Annotated in this window: 16 protein-coding genes and 1 pseudogene; 7 read left to right on the top strand and 10 right to left on the bottom strand. The window is 40.4% G+C overall.

What is annotated here, in order from left to right; all coding sequences use genetic code 11:
- Window positions 1-561: 561 nt before the first annotated feature.
- Window positions 562-843: a hypothetical protein gene (locus tag J8L98_RS21330; protein WP_210998113.1), complete on the top strand. Its 282-nt coding sequence runs from the start codon at window positions 562-564 to the stop codon at window positions 841-843.
- A gap of 69 nt (window positions 844-912) precedes the next feature.
- Window positions 913-1,071: pseudogene (locus J8L98_RS21325) on the top strand (transposase); the annotation flags it as partial.
- 219 nt (window positions 1,072-1,290) lie between these two features.
- Here J8L98_RS21325 and J8L98_RS21320 read toward each other — a convergent pair.
- Window positions 1,291-2,349, bottom strand: a complete 1,059-nt coding sequence (locus J8L98_RS21320) for a hypothetical protein (protein ID WP_210998112.1) — start codon at window positions 2,347-2,349, stop codon at window positions 1,291-1,293.
- 661 nt (window positions 2,350-3,010) lie between these two features.
- Here J8L98_RS21320 and J8L98_RS21315 point away from each other — a divergent pair.
- Window positions 3,011-3,367 (top strand): MmcQ/YjbR family DNA-binding protein, encoded by a 357-nt coding sequence (locus J8L98_RS21315; RefSeq protein WP_210998111.1) that lies wholly within the window; start codon window positions 3,011-3,013, stop codon window positions 3,365-3,367.
- A 342-nt stretch (window positions 3,368-3,709) separates the two neighbouring features.
- On the opposite strand, the gene J8L98_RS21310 is transcribed toward J8L98_RS21315, so the two are convergent.
- Window positions 3,710-4,177 (bottom strand): Lrp/AsnC family transcriptional regulator, encoded by a 468-nt coding sequence (locus tag J8L98_RS21310; RefSeq protein ID WP_192507691.1) that lies wholly within the window; start codon window positions 4,175-4,177, stop codon window positions 3,710-3,712.
- Between the two features lie 153 nt (window positions 4,178-4,330).
- Here J8L98_RS21310 and J8L98_RS21305 point away from each other — a divergent pair, with 153 nt between their 5' ends.
- A complete protein-coding gene (locus tag J8L98_RS21305; protein ID WP_210998110.1) occupies window positions 4,331-5,308 on the top strand; it encodes a hypothetical protein in 978 nt (325 codons plus the stop codon).
- Window positions 5,309-5,454: 146 nt separating this feature from the next.
- Here J8L98_RS21305 and J8L98_RS21300 read toward each other — a convergent pair whose 3' ends face one another.
- The gene (locus J8L98_RS21300; RefSeq protein ID WP_210998109.1) at window positions 5,455-6,351 is read right to left on the bottom strand and encodes a hypothetical protein; all 897 of its coding nucleotides are present in this window, start codon (window positions 6,349-6,351) and stop codon (window positions 5,455-5,457) included.
- A 501-nt stretch (window positions 6,352-6,852) separates the two neighbouring features.
- On the opposite strand from J8L98_RS21300, the gene J8L98_RS21295 reads away from it, so the two are divergent.
- On the top strand, window positions 6,853-7,800 hold the full coding sequence (locus tag J8L98_RS21295) for a helix-turn-helix domain-containing GNAT family N-acetyltransferase (RefSeq protein ID WP_210998108.1): 948 nt from the start codon (window positions 6,853-6,855) through the stop codon (window positions 7,798-7,800).
- Window positions 7,801-8,081: 281 nt separating this feature from the next.
- On the opposite strand, the gene J8L98_RS21290 is transcribed toward J8L98_RS21295, so the two are convergent.
- Window positions 8,082-8,504 carry a BLUF domain-containing protein gene (locus J8L98_RS21290; protein WP_210998107.1) on the bottom strand — a complete coding sequence of 141 codons (423 nt, stop codon included), beginning with the start codon at window positions 8,502-8,504 and terminating at the stop codon, window positions 8,082-8,084.
- 224 nt (window positions 8,505-8,728) lie between these two features.
- On the opposite strand from J8L98_RS21290, the gene J8L98_RS21285 reads away from it, so the two are divergent.
- The gene (locus tag J8L98_RS21285; RefSeq protein ID WP_210998106.1) at window positions 8,729-9,952 is read left to right on the top strand and encodes an FG-GAP repeat protein; all 1,224 of its coding nucleotides are present in this window, start codon (window positions 8,729-8,731) and stop codon (window positions 9,950-9,952) included.
- A 109-nt stretch (window positions 9,953-10,061) separates the two neighbouring features.
- On the opposite strand, the gene J8L98_RS21280 is transcribed toward J8L98_RS21285, so the two are convergent.
- Entirely contained in the window at window positions 10,062-10,439 is a 378-nt protein-coding gene (locus J8L98_RS21280) for a helix-turn-helix domain-containing protein (RefSeq protein ID WP_210998105.1), read from the bottom strand.
- 141 nt (window positions 10,440-10,580) lie between these two features.
- Here J8L98_RS21280 and J8L98_RS21275 point away from each other — a divergent pair, with 141 nt between their 5' ends.
- On the top strand, window positions 10,581-11,123 hold the full coding sequence (locus tag J8L98_RS21275; RefSeq protein ID WP_210998104.1) for a nuclear transport factor 2 family protein: 543 nt from the start codon (window positions 10,581-10,583) through the stop codon (window positions 11,121-11,123).
- Window positions 11,124-11,299: 176 nt separating this feature from the next.
- On the opposite strand, the gene J8L98_RS21270 is transcribed toward J8L98_RS21275, so the two are convergent.
- From J8L98_RS21270 to J8L98_RS21250, 5 genes are read right to left on the bottom strand one after another with little or no spacing between them, the layout of a single operon-like run.
- Complete coding sequence (locus J8L98_RS21270; RefSeq protein ID WP_210998103.1) at window positions 11,300-12,415, bottom strand: alanine--glyoxylate aminotransferase family protein; 1,116 nt, start codon at window positions 12,413-12,415, stop codon at window positions 11,300-11,302.
- 27 nt (window positions 12,416-12,442) lie between these two features.
- Window positions 12,443-13,969 (bottom strand): FAD/NAD(P)-binding protein, encoded by a 1,527-nt coding sequence (locus J8L98_RS21265; protein ID WP_210998102.1) that lies wholly within the window; start codon window positions 13,967-13,969, stop codon window positions 12,443-12,445.
- Window positions 13,959-15,446 carry a CoA-transferase gene (locus tag J8L98_RS21260; RefSeq protein ID WP_210998101.1) on the bottom strand — a complete coding sequence of 496 codons (1,488 nt, stop codon included), beginning with the start codon at window positions 15,444-15,446 and terminating at the stop codon, window positions 13,959-13,961. The genes J8L98_RS21265 and J8L98_RS21260 overlap by 11 nt, the downstream gene beginning before the upstream one ends.
- A gap of 1 nt (window position 15,447) precedes the next feature.
- Entirely contained in the window at window positions 15,448-15,852 is a 405-nt protein-coding gene (locus J8L98_RS21255) for a cupin domain-containing protein (RefSeq protein WP_210998100.1), read from the bottom strand.
- Window positions 15,842-16,243, bottom strand: a complete 402-nt coding sequence (locus J8L98_RS21250) for a hypothetical protein (protein ID WP_210998099.1) — start codon at window positions 16,241-16,243, stop codon at window positions 15,842-15,844. The genes J8L98_RS21255 and J8L98_RS21250 overlap by 11 nt, the downstream gene beginning before the upstream one ends.
- Between the last annotated feature and the right edge of the window lie 4 nt (window positions 16,244-16,247).

Genomic DNA, 16,247 nt, shown 5'->3' with positions numbered 1-16,247 from the left:
GATTCTCAGGCTTTCTCGGGCAAGTCAAAAGTTACAGATAAACAGTATTTGGTTCTTGTTTAAGCACATTTTACATCGGCCATTATAGTAATATGGGACAGGCACAAATTTCTTTACCATCTTCACACTGGCCTTATGAAGTATGCAAAACAGGGTTCTTACGATTTAGCGAAGTGGTTAATTCAAGTGCAGAGATCATGAAATTAGCACGAACGCGTTAGCTGCAGAGCTTACTGAATTAAATCAAAGGGTTAATCTGCTTAAGTGTTTGAGCTATAAAAGTGCGTGCGCGGTGAAAATATCATTGATAAGTCAGCGAAAATTAGCTCTAATGGCAAGATAAAACGTACTGAGTAATGCTGGGATGGCTTAAGCATGAAAGATAAGCCGATAAAATAGGCATAAAACACCTTATGCCACTAAAAGCAAATTCCCATAGCATAAATAACACCAACTCTGACACATCGAGCAGGTAGCGGCTCAGTCCAACAAGCGATTATGTAGCACAAACAACGTGCCGCATAAATACTAAATAGTTATATGTCCTCTGGAGTTTAGAGAATGGAATCAGTCTGGGTATTCAATCGAAACAATGCTAATTTTTCTGGAGGTATATTCAGTCAATTGAATTTAGCAGAAGCGTGGATTATTCAAAATGAACTCACCGGTATCCTTACCAAATATCCTTTAGATCAGGGAGTCCTTGATTGGGCTGTTGCCAACGATATGCATAGTATTAAACCGGAAAAGTTAGCCGAAAAAAGTAAACAGCCTAATTTTGTAGGCGGGTTTACAACTGCTCGCCAAGAGCATTATCATTATGAAAATGGTCAAAAAGTATAGGCCATGTAACAAGAATTTTAAGCGGGACTGCTGTAGAATTTTCTCGTAAGTTAGACGAAGGAGATCTACATGAAAAAATCAAAATTTAGTGACAGCCAAATAATGGCTATTTTAAAACAATCAGAATCGGGCATTCCTGTTCCAGAACTATGTCGTGAACATGGCATGAGTAGCGCTACTTTTAACAATTGGCGTGCTAATTATGGCGAAATGGATGCATCACTCATTGGACTTCCCAGCTTTCACTAGACAGTTCCTAGATTCAAAAGGCAGTACATAAGATGAGATAGCCTAATATGCAGTTGTTTTATGAATATTTTTTAAATTAATGACTACGATCGTTATGATTTGATGAAACAGGCATAAAATGCGATAGACGGGCAAGCAACGACGTTACTTATCTCCATTGGCTTTTCAGATATGTAAGTCGTCGCAATTAAAGATTTATTATTCTTCTAAATGAGATACAGACGTACCACCCGCTGACATTTTATTAATAGGTGCACTGTGGCGTAAAGCAACGGTGTTGGCAGGTGTATTTGCCAAAAATACGGTTTGTGCGCCTTCGGTAAAGCTATCGTTATGGATGCATTGCGGCCGAATGGCAAGCGCGCTGCCGTCTAGTGGAATTTCAAACATGGTAAAATGATATTGCTGTATTGTGACTGGGCGATAGTAACTGTCTTCATGCGTTCTATCTAGCCTGCGTCCGAGTAAAATACGAGAAACCGTGTGATTGCCAAATGCGGGGTCTTTTCCTTGAGCAGGCAACCAAATGTGCGGAAAAGGATGATGTTCGACAAATAATCCCCCCGCTTTTTTTGCACTAAATTGATAGTCAGCGATGTACTGAGGTAGTTTTTGATCGTATTGAATACCCCATAAATCTTGGCTAAAGCCGAGCGCAAATTCTTCTTTTGGTGCCAATAAGGTGCCACCATAATAGGCTAAAGTGTCTAAGTAGGTGTGTTGTGACTCACAGGTAGTACCATACGTTAGTAAAGGGAAATTAAGTTCGTCAACATCGCAGATCAGTTGCCCTGTACTACCAAAAACATTGGCGGATCCGTCTAACCCTGTTATTCCTGCGCCATTTGTCGCGGATGTCCAAAAACCATTTACACACAGCGCTAAGTCGTTACTTGGCGGTATGCCTGTATGCTCATCATGCAGCTTGTTGAGTCTGGTTATCAGATCAGCCTCTGGATTTACAGGGGCTTGCTGACTTTGGATGACTTGATTGGCAGATAAAGGGTCTAAATGGATTAATGTGCCAGTTCTTATGGGGCCAAATAAGCCAGTGGTAGTGAGGAGTAGTTGGTTATTAGCATCACGGTTTAACACTGCGCTATTGATGAAATCAAAGTTACTATCTAAATCAGAATTGGTTATGCCCAGGTTTTGTTTAGCATATTTCCAGCGCGGTTCACTCATTTGCTCGGTGCGGTATTGGTTAAGTGTTTGACCACCGAGGCAGTGTGCTTTTTTATATACAACGTGAGACATTTTTATCTCCTTATTAAACGGTGAGTTTTATGTATTTTGCATCGTTATGTTGCTTTCTTTTATCATCCTCCATTAAGAAAATAATGGACGTACAAATGAAATGGGACAGGCATAAAATACGGTAAGTTTTATACCGTTCCTTTTGTATTTACGATGTATGTTGAAAGTGAGTGTGGCAAATCTCCTTCAAGCTCGCCATTACATATGATTACAGATGCACATAAGAGAAGCGTAATATGACTAAAGGTAGTGACTTTATGGGGGTCTTAAAAGGTGGAAAATGACTTGCTTCATAACACCATACACTTAATAAAAGGCGTATGGCGAAGCAGTCTTAACTCGCTTTAAATATGAGTTATTCGACAGCAGATAAGTATCTAACTTTATATTAATCAGTAAGTTACTCGGATTCTATAGGTCAGATCAATGACTATGACATCATCGATTTACATTAAAGAGGAGTCGCTCTTTTAACCTCAATAAAACCACGTATTCAGCTAAAAAAACGCACAAAACAGCCCTCAAATGAAATAATGAAGCGCACAGTAGAAAGTGACTCAACGATTGAATCAAACTAGGAACTCGGCTAATGTTGAGGCATTAATAAAAAATAATGTTAAAACGCTTAATCTACAGGGTCGTTAAATGTTTCGGAGAAGCCATGCACGTATCTGATGTAAAAAACCTTTGCCTGAGCTTTACTGACGTTACAGTAGCCGAAAGAGGAGAGCCTTCGAATATACTGACATATAAAGTACGGGCGCGAAACTTTGCTTACTTCAAAACAAGTGAACCAGAACGCTGGCGTTTTAGCGTCCGTGTATCTCCTGAAAGGTTTTTGGAGCTAACAGATCAACCTGGTGTAAAACCAGCTCGGTACATGCATCGCTTTCATTGGGTCACAATTGTTAACGTGAGTGAATTTGATCCAGACTATTTATTAGAGCTGATCAGTTGGTCTTATCGTAAGGCTTGCTCAACATTAAGCAAAAAATCACAACGCGAGTTAAACCTATAACAAGTATGCGCCGGATCACAGCCAATAGGAAATACAGTTTTATTTGACTGCGGTGATAGTCAATTTTTTATTACTTAAAAAACCTTTTAGTTTGTCTGATATGTGGCTATTCAGCATTACTTAGTGAAAACCAATAATAGTTACAAAGTAAGATCGAGCAGACATAAGGTAGCGCCGTTTTTACCTGCTTTTCAATCAATGCTCCCTTGATTAGAAGAGGATTAAATTATGGTATTCATCAACGACTGAGCCAGCGGCTAAGCAATTTAAGTGCTCAGCCAGCAACTTGCGACTAGGTTCTTTGTAAGGTTCAAAGCTGTACGTCTGTTTTTAAATTCGCGGTTATGACTCGTCTAAGTTAACCACTGTACTATATTTCACGGTTCTCATTGAGACAGAGCTGTGAAACTTACGAATGTTTAAATCTTTTCGCAGTACTCTCTCAACGAAATTTTCATAGGCTTGAATGTCTTTCACTGTCACTATCAGCATGAAGTCATAGCTTCCTGAAATTTGGTAGCACTGAGTTACTTCTGCCGCATTTAAAATAGAGCGACGAAATATCTGATAGATGTCCCCTCGGTCGCGCTCCATTTCCACAGATACAACCATAGTCATTTTATTGCCTGTGAGATCAGGATTGATGATAGAGACATCACCAACAATCACGCCCTCGCTTCTCAAGCGCTTTACTCGCTTTAAACAGGCTGGCGGGGATAAACCAATAAGCTCAGCCAATCTCTGATTAGGAATTCGATTATTTTTTTGCAACTCTACAAGAATGCGTCTATCTATACGATCTATTTCCATAATTTCTTAAAAGTATCATTTAGCGACCTATAATTTTTAATATTACGACAATTAAAAAATTAAAGGTAACTTTCAAAGATAAATTAGAAATTTTGATTGCACTAATCACGATAAGATGTGCTCATATAATACAAGTGAACCATGGGTGTAATAATGAAATCCATTTATCAATTTTTTAAAGAGCTCTTTAAAGAGATCTTCAATGTCACTTCGACGCTTTTTCGAATTATGATCCCAATCATCATTGCCATAAAGGTTGTTGAAGAGCTTGGAGGGATCGTGATCCTTAGCGAATGGTTAAGCCCCATAATGGAAAGCGTTGGACTACCTAAAGAAGTGGGGCTGGTATGGGCTACAACCTTACTCATTAATATCTATGCGGGGCTGATCGTGCTGATTAATTCCGATGTTCCTTTAACGGTTGCTCAAGCCTCCGTTTTAGGTAGCATGATGCTGCTAGCGCATTCGTTGCCGATCGAGGGGGCGATAGCTAAAAAGGCAGGTGTGAGTTGGCTCGCTACCTTGTCAGTGAGAGTCGGTGGAAGCTTGGTGTTGGCATGGCTGCTCAACCTCAGTTATCAATACGGGGACTTGCTTAACTACTCTGCGACCGTGCTATGGCAACCTGAAGTATCGGGAGACATTAGCTATCTTGCTTGGGCTATTGAACAGCTCAAGAGCTTTGCCGTTATCTTTATGGTGATCTCAGTATTATTACTGCTACTCAAAATTTTAAAGGTACTAGGCGTTGAAAAACTCATGGCAATCTTGTTAAGGCCGTTCTTAAGACTGCTCGGGATCAGCAAGGACGCAACCAACTTAACCATTATCGGGATCACGCTTGGTTTGTCGTTTGGTGGCGGCTTATTGATCAATGAAGCGAAGCAGGGACATATCTCAGCGAGAGATGTATTCACTGCGATCATGTTGCTCAATTTGCTCCATAGTTTAATTGAAGATACGCTGTTGATCATGCTAATAGGCGCTGACTTTAATACGATATTTTGGGGAAGATTGGTATTCTCTGTGCTGGTGGTTGCGTCGATATCACACATTATTAAGCGGATTAATCCAAGTATTTGTGAGCGTTATTTTTATCGGGATGTATCCCATTCACCGCGGCAGACCTAGCTGGGCCAATAATAAGCAGTGCTTTTCCGTTAACCCGTTACTAAAAAGTGCCTCAATACGAGCGTATTCGGTGCACTAGAGTACGCAGAGACAGGCATAAGCTGTGGTAAAGTTATGCCTGTCCCAAGCATGTTCAAGACTCGTTATTAATAGCACGCTATTGAAAGGGTACTCCAAGGGTTAGCGCTACCGTCTGCGTATTTATTACATATGCCTTTTGCAAACAGGTTTTCTAGGTGATAACCAAAACTGGTGAATTCAACAAGATTGCCGAAGAAAGGAAACTTCCCATAAACATGCAACTCTCGAAGCATATTATCTAAGTTATAATTGGTTTGTTCTGCGATAAAGGTGTGGTCTATTTCTTTTAAATTGATGATTTGTGGATCAGGAAATCCTGGGATTACAACATGTAAGTATTCTTCATCGTAAGCACCATCAAAAAATCTCACGTTTTGCAGCATTTCTGTAGGTGATAGTTGATTCATGGCGAGTTTGAAGTCGGTAACTTGCAATTTACTCTGTGTTAGGTTTCGGTTGACGTTTATTTCTCCTGGTAAAATATCGTGTAGTGCGCGCATCACGGCTTGTTCATCATCATTTACAGGCAGTGCAAGGGCGTAGTTAGGAAACCTTTTATTCGTAAAGCGTTCATAAGATTCTTTAACCATCCCGATGAAGAACTCGAGAGTTTGCTGTCGCGCAATGGTATGTGCTTGTGCTTCGCTCACTTCTCGTGACATAAGTAGTGTGGTCTTTTTACCAACATAGAAGCTGACCAGGTTTTGCGTGATTGAATAGACAGCAGCATTTGAAGAGTTTTTGGGATTCCCTCCTTGGTAAATTCGCGTGCCATTGGCATAGTCAAAAATAGTGCTTAAATCAAAGCGGCCATTTTCGTCGTTTTCACGTGTTTCAGCATTCCACTGAAATAGGTCGTGAGAGGCCAATCCTATCACCCCTATGTCTACGACACGGATTGGTTTTTTGGCTAAAGCCGGTACGGAAAAAAGCAGAACGAGCAGTATAGAAATTATTTTCATTTAGTAATTATCCTTTCATGTAAATGAGAATCATTATTGTATATGGTGTTTTTTTGTGAATCAATGTGTTTTTAAAGTTAATAAAAGGTGATTTTTGAATAAGTAGGTTGATTCATTACTTTCATCATACGAACAATTAAATATGAATAACGTGGATATTCATTCTGCTTAGCCCACAAATAGCTTAATGATCTACGTTTCACTTCGCTGTTCATATGTGTACGTGGCGTATACGGGCTATACGTCTTAAATGAAGGCTCAAACCCTACGACTGAATATCTTTATTACCTTTCACAAATCTAGCCATAAAAATAGCTCAATGCGCCGTACCTCATGTTTACGCGAGTTATACGCCTTAGATGAAGGCTCGAACTCTACGACTGAATATCTTTATTACCTTTCACTGCAAATTCAGCCATAAAAATAGCTTGATAGAAAATTCATTTGACAGGCTCTCACACTTGTAACTAATATATGTGTAACTAGTTACGGAGTTTTATCATGAAGCCATATAATGAGTTAGGGCATGTTGCTTTAGGGACCACCTTAAGACACCTTGCCACACAAGTATCCAAAGATGCAGAAAACACCTATAAGCAATTTGGCTTTGAGATCGAACCTAAATGGTTTCCAGTCTTTTATGTGCTTGCATCAACTGGGGCTGATTCGGTCGTGAATATAGCGAAGAAAATAAGTCATTCTCATGTATCGGTCAGTAAGATTATTAAAGAAATGAAAGTTGCTGATTTAATTGACAGTTATAAATCTAATGAGGACTCCCGTATCACCTTGGTGATGTTGAATGAGAGGGCACTCGCTATGCTTCCTGCAATGCAAAACCAATGTGAAGCGATTGATTTTGCGATGAAGCAGCTCACAGAGGAAACGGGAATTGATCTGTGGCAAGCATTAACGGTCATTGATAGGCATTTAAGGTTCCGTCCAATAAGTTCAAGAGTGAATGAAGATAAAGCCGACATTCATATTGTAGATTACGCACCAAAATATCAGAACGCTTTCAAAGCGTTAAATGTTGAGTGGATCAGCCAATATTGGACGTTAGAAGAACCAGATTATAATGCATTAAATGATCCTGAGGGTTATATATTAAATCAATCAGGCGCTATTCTCATTGCATTGGATAAAGGGAGAGCTGTTGGTTGTTGCGCCCTGATAAAAATCGATAATAATAACTATGAGCTTGCAAAAATGGCTGTATCACCAGACGTTCAAGGTAAAGGTGTTGGTTTACTTTTAGGTAAGAAAATCATCGAAAGAGCAATTTTGATGAAGGTAAAGCGCCTTTACTTAGAAAGTAATACAGTATTGGTGCCGGCACTTAAGCTTTATGAAAAGTTAGGTTTTAAACCCATAGAGGGCGCAGTGTCGCCGTACGAGAGATGCAATGTACAAATGGAACTTCACTTACCTCATGTGAAAGCGAAATAGAAAGGGTAATATGAAATATGGGGGAAACCTGATCCAAAGGATTATAGTTCTGAGTTTAATTCACATCGGCTTTATTTCAAATGTACGCATTTCAACTATCGCTATAGTGTGATTGAGTTTGATGTGGTGTATCCAGATGAATATATTTGTCATTAGACACGGGCTCAATGTTAAATGGCGAGTCAGCGGATGATGCGCTGGCTGTAACAAATGATGATTTTATAAAGCGTGGATAAGTCAAGTGTTGTGGCGATCACGCACGAGCGCTTGAAACCTCAGTGTTACGTCACGTTGTGAAGTGCGCCTGTGAGCTCTAACATCATTTTATGGGCGCTTTCACCTGACATTTTATAGGGATTGAAAATGCTACTTTCAGAGAATCGAAGGTTAAGAGATGCTGTTAAACTCGTATCAGGCACATATGACATAGACCAATTGCCAAATTCTCGTTCAGATATCTCTTTATAATCGAGTAAAGTAATATTCGAATGCCGTTTATCGTTTAATATCTTATGATAAAGCTCATTTACATTAGCGCGGGATGACTCAATCGATTGGAGGAAATAATTATTACTAAAACAAAGCATACCGGTGATATCCAGCGTACCGTTATTTTTCCTAGCTTTAGTTAAGATATCCTCAATGTCGAGTGGTTTAAATTGCTCTGAAGCGGTGCTTGCGTATAAAAGTCTAGTAAGAAACATAACTACAATTCCCGAGGTTTTGTTCAAGTATAGTCGTCTTAGATCATTTGTAGTAAGTCAAACCATTAAATAAGGATAGGTATTGTAAGTGCACTTTCATCAGGGATAGACATGCTTGAAATTATGGTAGAAAATTACATAGAGATACATAAAATTTATTACAGGCCGAGCTTAGGTTTATGTCAATTCTGAGCGTACTAATATTTAACACAAGGAAAGTATGGATGACGTTTAATTTTAGTTTAAAAATATTATCTTGTTTTGCATTGATAGCAATCAGCCAAAGTTATGCTAAGCAGCAAAAATTGTTACCTGATGATGGTAAAACAGGCGATCAGTTTGGCTTTAGTGTTGCTATTGATGGCACCACCGCCCTCGTTGGTGCACACAAAGCGGATGCTAAAAGTACCCAAGATGCTGGGGCTGCCTATGTGTATTCCTTGAGCGCTGGTGGTTGGCAACAACAGGCCAAATTAGTCGCTAAGCCAGCGTATGCCAATGATACATTTGGCGGTAATGTGGCATTGAAAAATGATATAGCCATGTTGGGTGTTATTAAAAGAGACGATAAAGGTGAAGATGCAGGCGCAGTGTTTGCCTTTGAGAAAGAAGTTAACTCTTGGTCACAAAAACAAATATTAACAGCGAATGATGGCAAATCAGGAGATGCTTTTGGTCAAAGTATAGCGCTGACAGAACGCTTTCTTGTGATAGGCGCACCACACAGTGATGCACCTGAGCATGACTCAGGCGCTGCTTATGTTTACATGCGAGACAAAGGTGCATGGCGTTTTCATACTAAACTCACAGCAAAAGATGGTGCTGATGGTGATTTATTCGGGATAAGTGTTGCGATCGACGGCGATACGATTTTGGTTGGTGCTGATTTACATGATGAAAAAGCCGAGCAGGCGGGGGCGGTATATGCTTACGTATTTGATGGAAAAAACTGGCATCACCAAGCCAAGCTAACGGCAACAGATGGCGAAAAAGTCGATATTTTTGGCGTGAGAGTGGCCTTGCTTGGCGATACGGCATTGATCTCAGCTAGAAGAGACGACGTTGAGGGCATAGGCACTGATGCGGGCTCGGCCTATATATTTGAACGAGTAAAAGGCAAGTGGATTCAAACACAAAAGTTAGTCGCACCGGACGGTAAAGCGGATGACCGGTTTGCTCGGGGTGTGGCATTAAATAAAGAGACCGCCTTAATTAGTGCTATGCACCATGACGTGAATGGCAGTAATGCCGGGGCGCTGTACGTATTCAAAAAAGAGCGTGGTTTATGGCGTTATAGATCAAAAATAGTGGCCAGTGATGGTGTGCCAGAAGACCGATTTGGTTGGAATATAGCCTTCTCAGATAATACAGCGATAGTGGCAGTGCCTCATCGTGATGACAATGGTGATGCATCTGGTGCTGCGTACGTTTTTGATTTAGGTGAGTAAAACTTCTACCCGATAGAGGTCGGTGGCTACAACCCCACTAGTTGAGTAATGGCCAACGCAATTTGATCACGACATACAGAGTGCTTTATGGTTTCTCAGTGGGTTAAAATTAAGTCGAGCTAACTTTTTTATCATATATTTTTCTTGCTTGCTCAATCTTGGGCTGATGTTTATCCGCCCAAACAACAAGGTCGTATAAAGGCTTTACAATGTCTCTTCCCATTTCGGTTAAAGCATACTCCACCCGCACAGGCACCTCAGGATAAACAGTTCTGTCAACATAACCTTCTCGCTCTAAGTCTCTAAGGGTTTGCGTCAACATACGCTGAGATATCCCTTCAATCCTAGATTTAAGCGCGTTAAATCGTTCTGCACCATCTGTCAAAGCGAATAAAATTAACAGTGACCATTTATCGCCAATTTGTGCGACAACATTGCGTACTGGGCACGCTTCATTATTGTGAAAAACACGTCTATCTGATGCCATTTTAAAGTCTCTTTTTACGATGACTGGTTACCAAAAACTGCCTAACCCAGTTTTTGGTGCCTTCTTGTAACTATAGTTACTCTTAATTACTATGGTTACTAATATATACCATTTTAAGTAAAACAGCCATTGGAGCGACCTATGTTAAAAGTACTTATTCCTTCTATTTTCTTATTTGTGAGCAGCTTGGCATACGGTCAGGTGAAAGAAGGGTTAAATATTGACCTATCAACACTTAAGAAAGAGAGCTGGACAGAACAAGAGTTGTCAAATGCGCAAATACTCACTGATTTTGTGCAAAATCTTATGAATAATCATAATTTTGATTACATAATGGCGCAATATAATAACAGCACTTATGTACAGCATAATAGAAACTTACCTGACAAAGTGACCGGTTTAGTGGATTTTCTAAAAGAATTTGTCGAAGATTATCCTGAGTACGGCTATGACGTTAAGCATATTTATGTTGATGGCAATCATGTCATTTTTCACTCTCACGTTACCCTACATAAAGAGGATAGAGGCAACGACCAAAAAGGCATGAATATCATTGATACTTGGCGTATTGAGGAAGGAAAAATTGTTGAGCACTGGGATTCTATTCAAGCGCTTGATTTGTCAATGAGGATTTATGCACTAGTGAATGGCGGTAATATTGCAAATTCTAATGGTGTTTTCTAAGTGAATTAAGCGGAACATAAAACGATCTGCTACCTGTTATGCGTTCGTTTATTTTAAATATCACGTAAAAACATCCTATCAACTTATCCACGTTATAATACAAGGTGGTAAAAGAAAGTACCGCAAGTGATACTTTCTTTTACCGTCACGATTTACTCATGCAATTCGCTGTGGGTTTATACAAGCACTTCCTTTAATGCCGTCAGCAGTAAAGCGACATTTTGTTCGTTGGCGGTAGCACCCATGAGTCCTACGCGCCATGTTTTTCCTGCAAGCTGCCCTAAACCGGCACCTATTTCAAGGTTAAACTTATTTAGCAAATGTGTTCTCACTTGTGCATCGTCGACACCTTCAGGTATTAAAATTGAATTTAATTGAGGTAACTGATGTGCATCATTCACCAAAAAGCGAATGCCTAATTGCGCTAAACCACTTTTGAGGCGTTGGTGTAATTGTGCATGACGAGACCAAGCTTGTTCTAGTCCTTCATTTTTCAGCATAAGCAATGATTCATGCAGTGCGTAGAGTGAATTGATAGGAGCGGTGTGATGATAACTGCGTTTCCCTTCTCCAGACCAATAACCCATTACGAGAGATTGATCTAAGAACCAACTTGGCACTTTTGTCTTACGGCTTTTTAGGATTTCGACCGCCTTTGGACTAAAACTAACCGGTGACAAACCCGGTACACATGATAGACACTTTTGAGAGCCTGAATAAACGGCATCTATTCCCCATTCATCGACTTTGAGCTCACTTCCCCCTAACGATGTTACCGCATCCACAATGGTGATAGCATCGTTTTGTTTGGCAATATTACATAGGGTTTTTGCATCAGAGCAAGCGCCTGTAGATGTTTCAGCATGCACAAAAACCAGTGCTTTGACATTTTTATGTATTGCAAAAGCATGCTCTACTTTGTCTACACTGACGGGGTCCCCCCAAGTATCTTCAATGACAATCGCTTGCGCACCAACTCGCTCAATGTTTTCTTTTAAGCGGCCACCAAAAACACCATTAACACAGACGATCACTTTATCGTTTGGCTCAATTAAGTTGACGATACATGCTTCCATACCTGCAGAACCAGGTGCAGAGAGTGCGATAGTAAATTCGTTTCTGGTGACAAATGCATATTGCAGCAATTGCTTAATTTCGTCCATTAACTTAATAAATTGAGGGTCTAAGTGGCCTATGGTCGGTTTAGCTAATGCGCTTAAGACTCTTGGCGAAACATTTGAAGGCCCAGGCCCCATTAAAATACGCGGCGTAGGGTTGAAAGTTTCTAGCATAATAGTTTCCTAATTTTTATTATTAAGTTAAACAGCTAAAGCATGCTGAGTGTATGTATTCAAATCATGATGAACACTCTTTGCACAATTATGCGCATGTTTAACAATAATATCTAATGCACTGGTAAATAAAAAGCACCCATGTGTGACTTCACCAATTGCGTATATTGATGCACTGCGTTTGCCTTTTTTATTGAGTAACGCATAGCTGGTATTACAGACATCAATACCACCAAATTTATGGGCTTTTGCGATATTGGTATCTACCATATTACGAATGAGTTCTGAGTCAGATAAATATATATCCCGCGGGCTACCCACGGCATACACAATGGAGTCTACATGTGAAACACCGCCTTGATATTTGACCGATAAGGTGTTTTTCGCACATGTTTCAATTTGTGTATCACCGCCTATGTACTCTAATTGCCCATTGTCGATATAACTTTTGATTTTAGATGCATTTTCATATGGAATAGACACGCGCATAGACATAGCTGCTGACATCATAGTCGTCATAAAGCGCGCTTTATCAGCATCTTTGAGCATTTCCCACACGAGGGCTAAAATTGAGTTTGTGTCATATAAAATCGCTTGCCAACCTCTATTTTGATTGGCTTTTGCCATTTCTGATGAGAGAAACTTGCTGAGGTCTTTAATGGGGGTCGGTGGAAAAACTATATCTTCACTACACTCTTGAGGGTGCATCTGCTGATAATGGCACATTTCTTTTATAAACAATTGGCTCAGTTGTGACAAAGTCAGGGAGGTATAGTGTTGAGTGATAAACTCAGCAGATAGATAGGTGTTTTTATATCGTCCTTGAGTACCTCGTACAAATGGAAATAAATGGCTTCTTGAGAAAAGCGTTATTTTTCCATGATGACCATTCTCAATTAAGCCAATAACAGCATCTATTGCACTTAAGCGAGCACCAATAATGGCAACGCTGTCACTTTTTTCAATGTTACGGCGTAATGTTGAAATAGGGTAGGGGGTATGGTGAATTTGAGAGTTAATAGGCGGCGAAAATGGCGATTTTGAGAGCGTACCACACGCCACAATGACGCTGTTAAATTTAAAGCTCTGCTGGCAAAGTGTTTTCAATGTAATAGGCAGTGGATCAGAGTTTTCAGTTAATTGAATAACTTCGCTTCTTATGACTTTGACGATGATATTTTTCATAAATGCTTTTTTGACGATTCGGTCAAATGCATTTGCCATATACATCCCAAATAATGGGCGAGGGGCATAGCTGTTTTCAGCCACTTGTAAATTGGGATAAAGAGGTTGCCAGCGGTATCGATAGAGTGTTAACCATTGAAAAAAATCACTTGGTTTGTCTTTAAAGATGGTGATATAGCCAGCTTTGGTATTAAGTAAATTTGACTCTGCATCGCCTTGGTACGCATTACCAGGACCTAAGTCTTTTGATTTTTCAAACACCGTAATATGAATCGGACTAGGAGAGTTCGATGTTTGCTTTTCTATAAAGGCATCAATAAAGGCAATACTTGAAGCTCCTCCACCGATGATTGCAATTTTAGAGTTCATGGAGCACCTGCCTGATGTTTATTGTGGTGAGTGATGGAGAAACAGAAATTGGAAAATTTATATGCTGTTGTAAGTCTGCAATACTAAATCCTTTCGAAATTTCCATGACAGTTAATACTTTGTTTTTAAAGCTAAAGGTGGCTCTTTCAGTAATGATGATAACGTCTTTATTACGATATGTAGGGTGAGCTAAGTCGATGGTGATTTGCTGTACGTGTGACACAAATTTTGTGATATTACCTTCATTTTTAATGCATAAGAGGCCGTTTTCTTGCGCTGCATGCAAAGCGCCTGTTGTTAAGGTGCCACACAAAACCAGTTTTTTAGCAGATTGTGCAATATTGATAAATCCACCGACTCCGGTCATTCGTTGGCCCAGTAAACTGGCATTAACGCAACCTTGGGCATCTATTTCGGCAAAACCAAGAAAGGCAACATCTACGCCGCCGCCGTCGTAATATGCGAATAAATCAGACTGGCCTATAATGGCGTCGGGCTCTGATGAATCACCAAAAGACAAACCATACTTTGGTTGCCCGTTAAATATGCCTGATTCAACTGTGAAGCTATTGTCAGTCTGCGTTTTGTTAATATATTTCCCGAGCAGTGCGGGTATACCTATCCCTAAATTAATACAAGCTCTAGTCTGTGGGAGTTCATGCAGAGCACGCTGAACTATGTAGTGTTTAGCGATGTTTTCAGGCTCAGGTTGGTGGTCTGTAGTAGTCAGCTCACCATAGCTGGGTAAGTGGTCTAGCGGGTCTTGAGCAATGGTCACAAAGTCAACTAAATGAGCTGGAATATGTACGTCTTGACATGGCAGTGCCTTCACAAGTTCTTTGACCTGTACAGCGACCTTTCCACCGCTGTTTTTGGCTGCCATCGCTTGCAGCAGTGCATCATGATATGCAACTTCTTCATCCATGCTGATATTGCCTTTTTCATCCGCACGTGTGCCGCGTAAAAGCGAGAAGTCGATAGAAAACGCGGGATAAAATAGGTGCTGTTGACCTTGTATTTCTAATTTAGATATAAGAGAGGGGGCATGGTTTTCGATACAACCACCCCCAATATCTGGGTCGATGTAGCTTCCTAAGCCAATGTGTGTGATGTGGCCTAATGCGCCTCGAGTAATATCCCGAAATAAGTGGCTGATCACTCCCATCGGCCAATTGTGTCCTTCAATCAGACCTTGTCGAGCTGCATTGGTTAACGCAGGACAAAACCCCCAAAAACCCCCAATGGCTTTTTTAATCATGCCTTTAGCTGCGAGTTGGTCTAACCCTTTTCCTTGCTTATCACCGGCACCAGATGCGAATAATAAAGTGAGAGATTTGGGTTTTCCCTCATTTTCATACCTCTGACGTAAGGCATGGGTGTATAAATCAGGGTGTCCACAACACCCAAAGCCACCGGGTATTACGGTGCTATCACTATTTACTTGGCTTGCTACATAGCTAGCTGTGACGATCTCCATGCTATTTATACTCCGTAAGCTGTTTAACCGGTTTATATCTAGAGGCAAGAATCAAACAACCATTTGTCGATGCCATGCTATGGCACGTACCAGGGGCACGTACTATGAAAGAACCTGGCGAAAATGTTTGGCCATTCTCAATATAATCACCTTGTAAAACGAGTACGGTTTCATAGCCCATATGAACATGTCCAGGGACAAATGCCCCTGCTTGATAGCGTAAAAAAGCACAGTCTGCGCCTTCTGGGTTTGCACATGTTTCATCGAACAGCACTGCAATATCAACGCCTTCCCTAAGCCCTGGTTGATAAGGGCTGAAATCAATATCGGCGGGTATCGCGATATCACTAGAAAACCCTAACTTGACAATACGGTCATTAAGCTCAGGTGGTGAGTTAAACTTCATTGTGTTCTCCTTGTTTTTGTAGTCTTGCCGCTTGCGACTGTCCGTTGTAGCCCCAGTCGGTCGCTGGGATCTCTTGGATGGATATGTAATTTGGATTGTTATGTAAGTTAATGAAGATCTCTTCAAACAATTGCCATGAGTGCTTTAACCATTGTGCTTTTTGTTGTGGGTTGTTGGTTCCTTCTGTGATGATAATATTTAAGGAAAACTGAAACTCAGAGGTCGATTGTCCATTGCAGTACCAGCTTCCACAATTTTCATGGATGACGATATTGGTCAAGGCTGGAAGCTTGCCTAAATACATACTGGTGATTGTGACTAATGAATCTGCCAGTTTAGATTTGATTGTGGGTAGTAGAGTTTGATTGGTATGAATGGTTAGAGTTGGCATGTCA

This window comes from Pseudoalteromonas sp. MMG013 (genome assembly GCF_018100885.1).
In the GTDB taxonomy this organism is placed as follows: Bacteria; Pseudomonadota; Gammaproteobacteria; order Enterobacterales; family Alteromonadaceae; genus Pseudoalteromonas; species Pseudoalteromonas aurantia.
Note: the sequence above shows the minus strand (reverse complement) of the source record. Positions and strands in the feature narration are given on the sequence as shown.

What these genes read in the sequence shown, in the direction of transcription:
- J8L98_RS21255 (WP_210998100.1), bottom strand. Translation starts at nt 15,852, where the DNA reads ATGAAGTTTAACTCACCACCTGAGCTTAATGACCGTATTGTCAAGTTA.
- J8L98_RS21285 (WP_210998106.1), top strand. Translation starts at nt 8,729, where the DNA reads ATGACGTTTAATTTTAGTTTAAAAATATTATCTTGTTTTGCATTGATA.
- J8L98_RS21310 (WP_192507691.1), bottom strand. Translation starts at nt 4,177, where the DNA reads ATGGAAATAGATCGTATAGATAGACGCATTCTTGTAGAGTTGCAAAAA.
- J8L98_RS21300 (WP_210998109.1), bottom strand. Translation starts at nt 6,351, where the DNA reads ATGAAAATAATTTCTATACTGCTCGTTCTGCTTTTTTCCGTACCGGCT.
- J8L98_RS21305 (WP_210998110.1), top strand. Translation starts at nt 4,331, where the DNA reads ATGAAATCCATTTATCAATTTTTTAAAGAGCTCTTTAAAGAGATCTTC.
- J8L98_RS21260 (WP_210998101.1), bottom strand. Translation starts at nt 15,446, where the DNA reads ATGGAGATCGTCACAGCTAGCTATGTAGCAAGCCAAGTAAATAGTGAT.
- J8L98_RS21330 (WP_210998113.1), top strand. Translation starts at nt 562, where the DNA reads ATGGAATCAGTCTGGGTATTCAATCGAAACAATGCTAATTTTTCTGGA.
- J8L98_RS21250 (WP_210998099.1), bottom strand. Translation starts at nt 16,243, where the DNA reads ATGCCAACTCTAACCATTCATACCAATCAAACTCTACTACCCACAATC.
- J8L98_RS21290 (WP_210998107.1), bottom strand. Translation starts at nt 8,504, where the DNA reads ATGTTTCTTACTAGACTTTTATACGCAAGCACCGCTTCAGAGCAATTT.
- J8L98_RS21270 (WP_210998103.1), bottom strand. Translation starts at nt 12,415, where the DNA reads ATGCTAGAAACTTTCAACCCTACGCCGCGTATTTTAATGGGGCCTGGG.
- J8L98_RS21295 (WP_210998108.1), top strand. Translation starts at nt 6,853, where the DNA reads ATGAAGCCATATAATGAGTTAGGGCATGTTGCTTTAGGGACCACCTTA.
- J8L98_RS21275 (WP_210998104.1), top strand. Translation starts at nt 10,581, where the DNA reads ATGTTAAAAGTACTTATTCCTTCTATTTTCTTATTTGTGAGCAGCTTG.
- J8L98_RS21265 (WP_210998102.1), bottom strand. Translation starts at nt 13,969, where the DNA reads ATGAACTCTAAAATTGCAATCATCGGTGGAGGAGCTTCAAGTATTGCC.
- J8L98_RS21280 (WP_210998105.1), bottom strand. Translation starts at nt 10,439, where the DNA reads ATGGCATCAGATAGACGTGTTTTTCACAATAATGAAGCGTGCCCAGTA.
- J8L98_RS21315 (WP_210998111.1), top strand. Translation starts at nt 3,011, where the DNA reads ATGCACGTATCTGATGTAAAAAACCTTTGCCTGAGCTTTACTGACGTT.
- J8L98_RS21320 (WP_210998112.1), bottom strand. Translation starts at nt 2,349, where the DNA reads ATGTCTCACGTTGTATATAAAAAAGCACACTGCCTCGGTGGTCAAACA.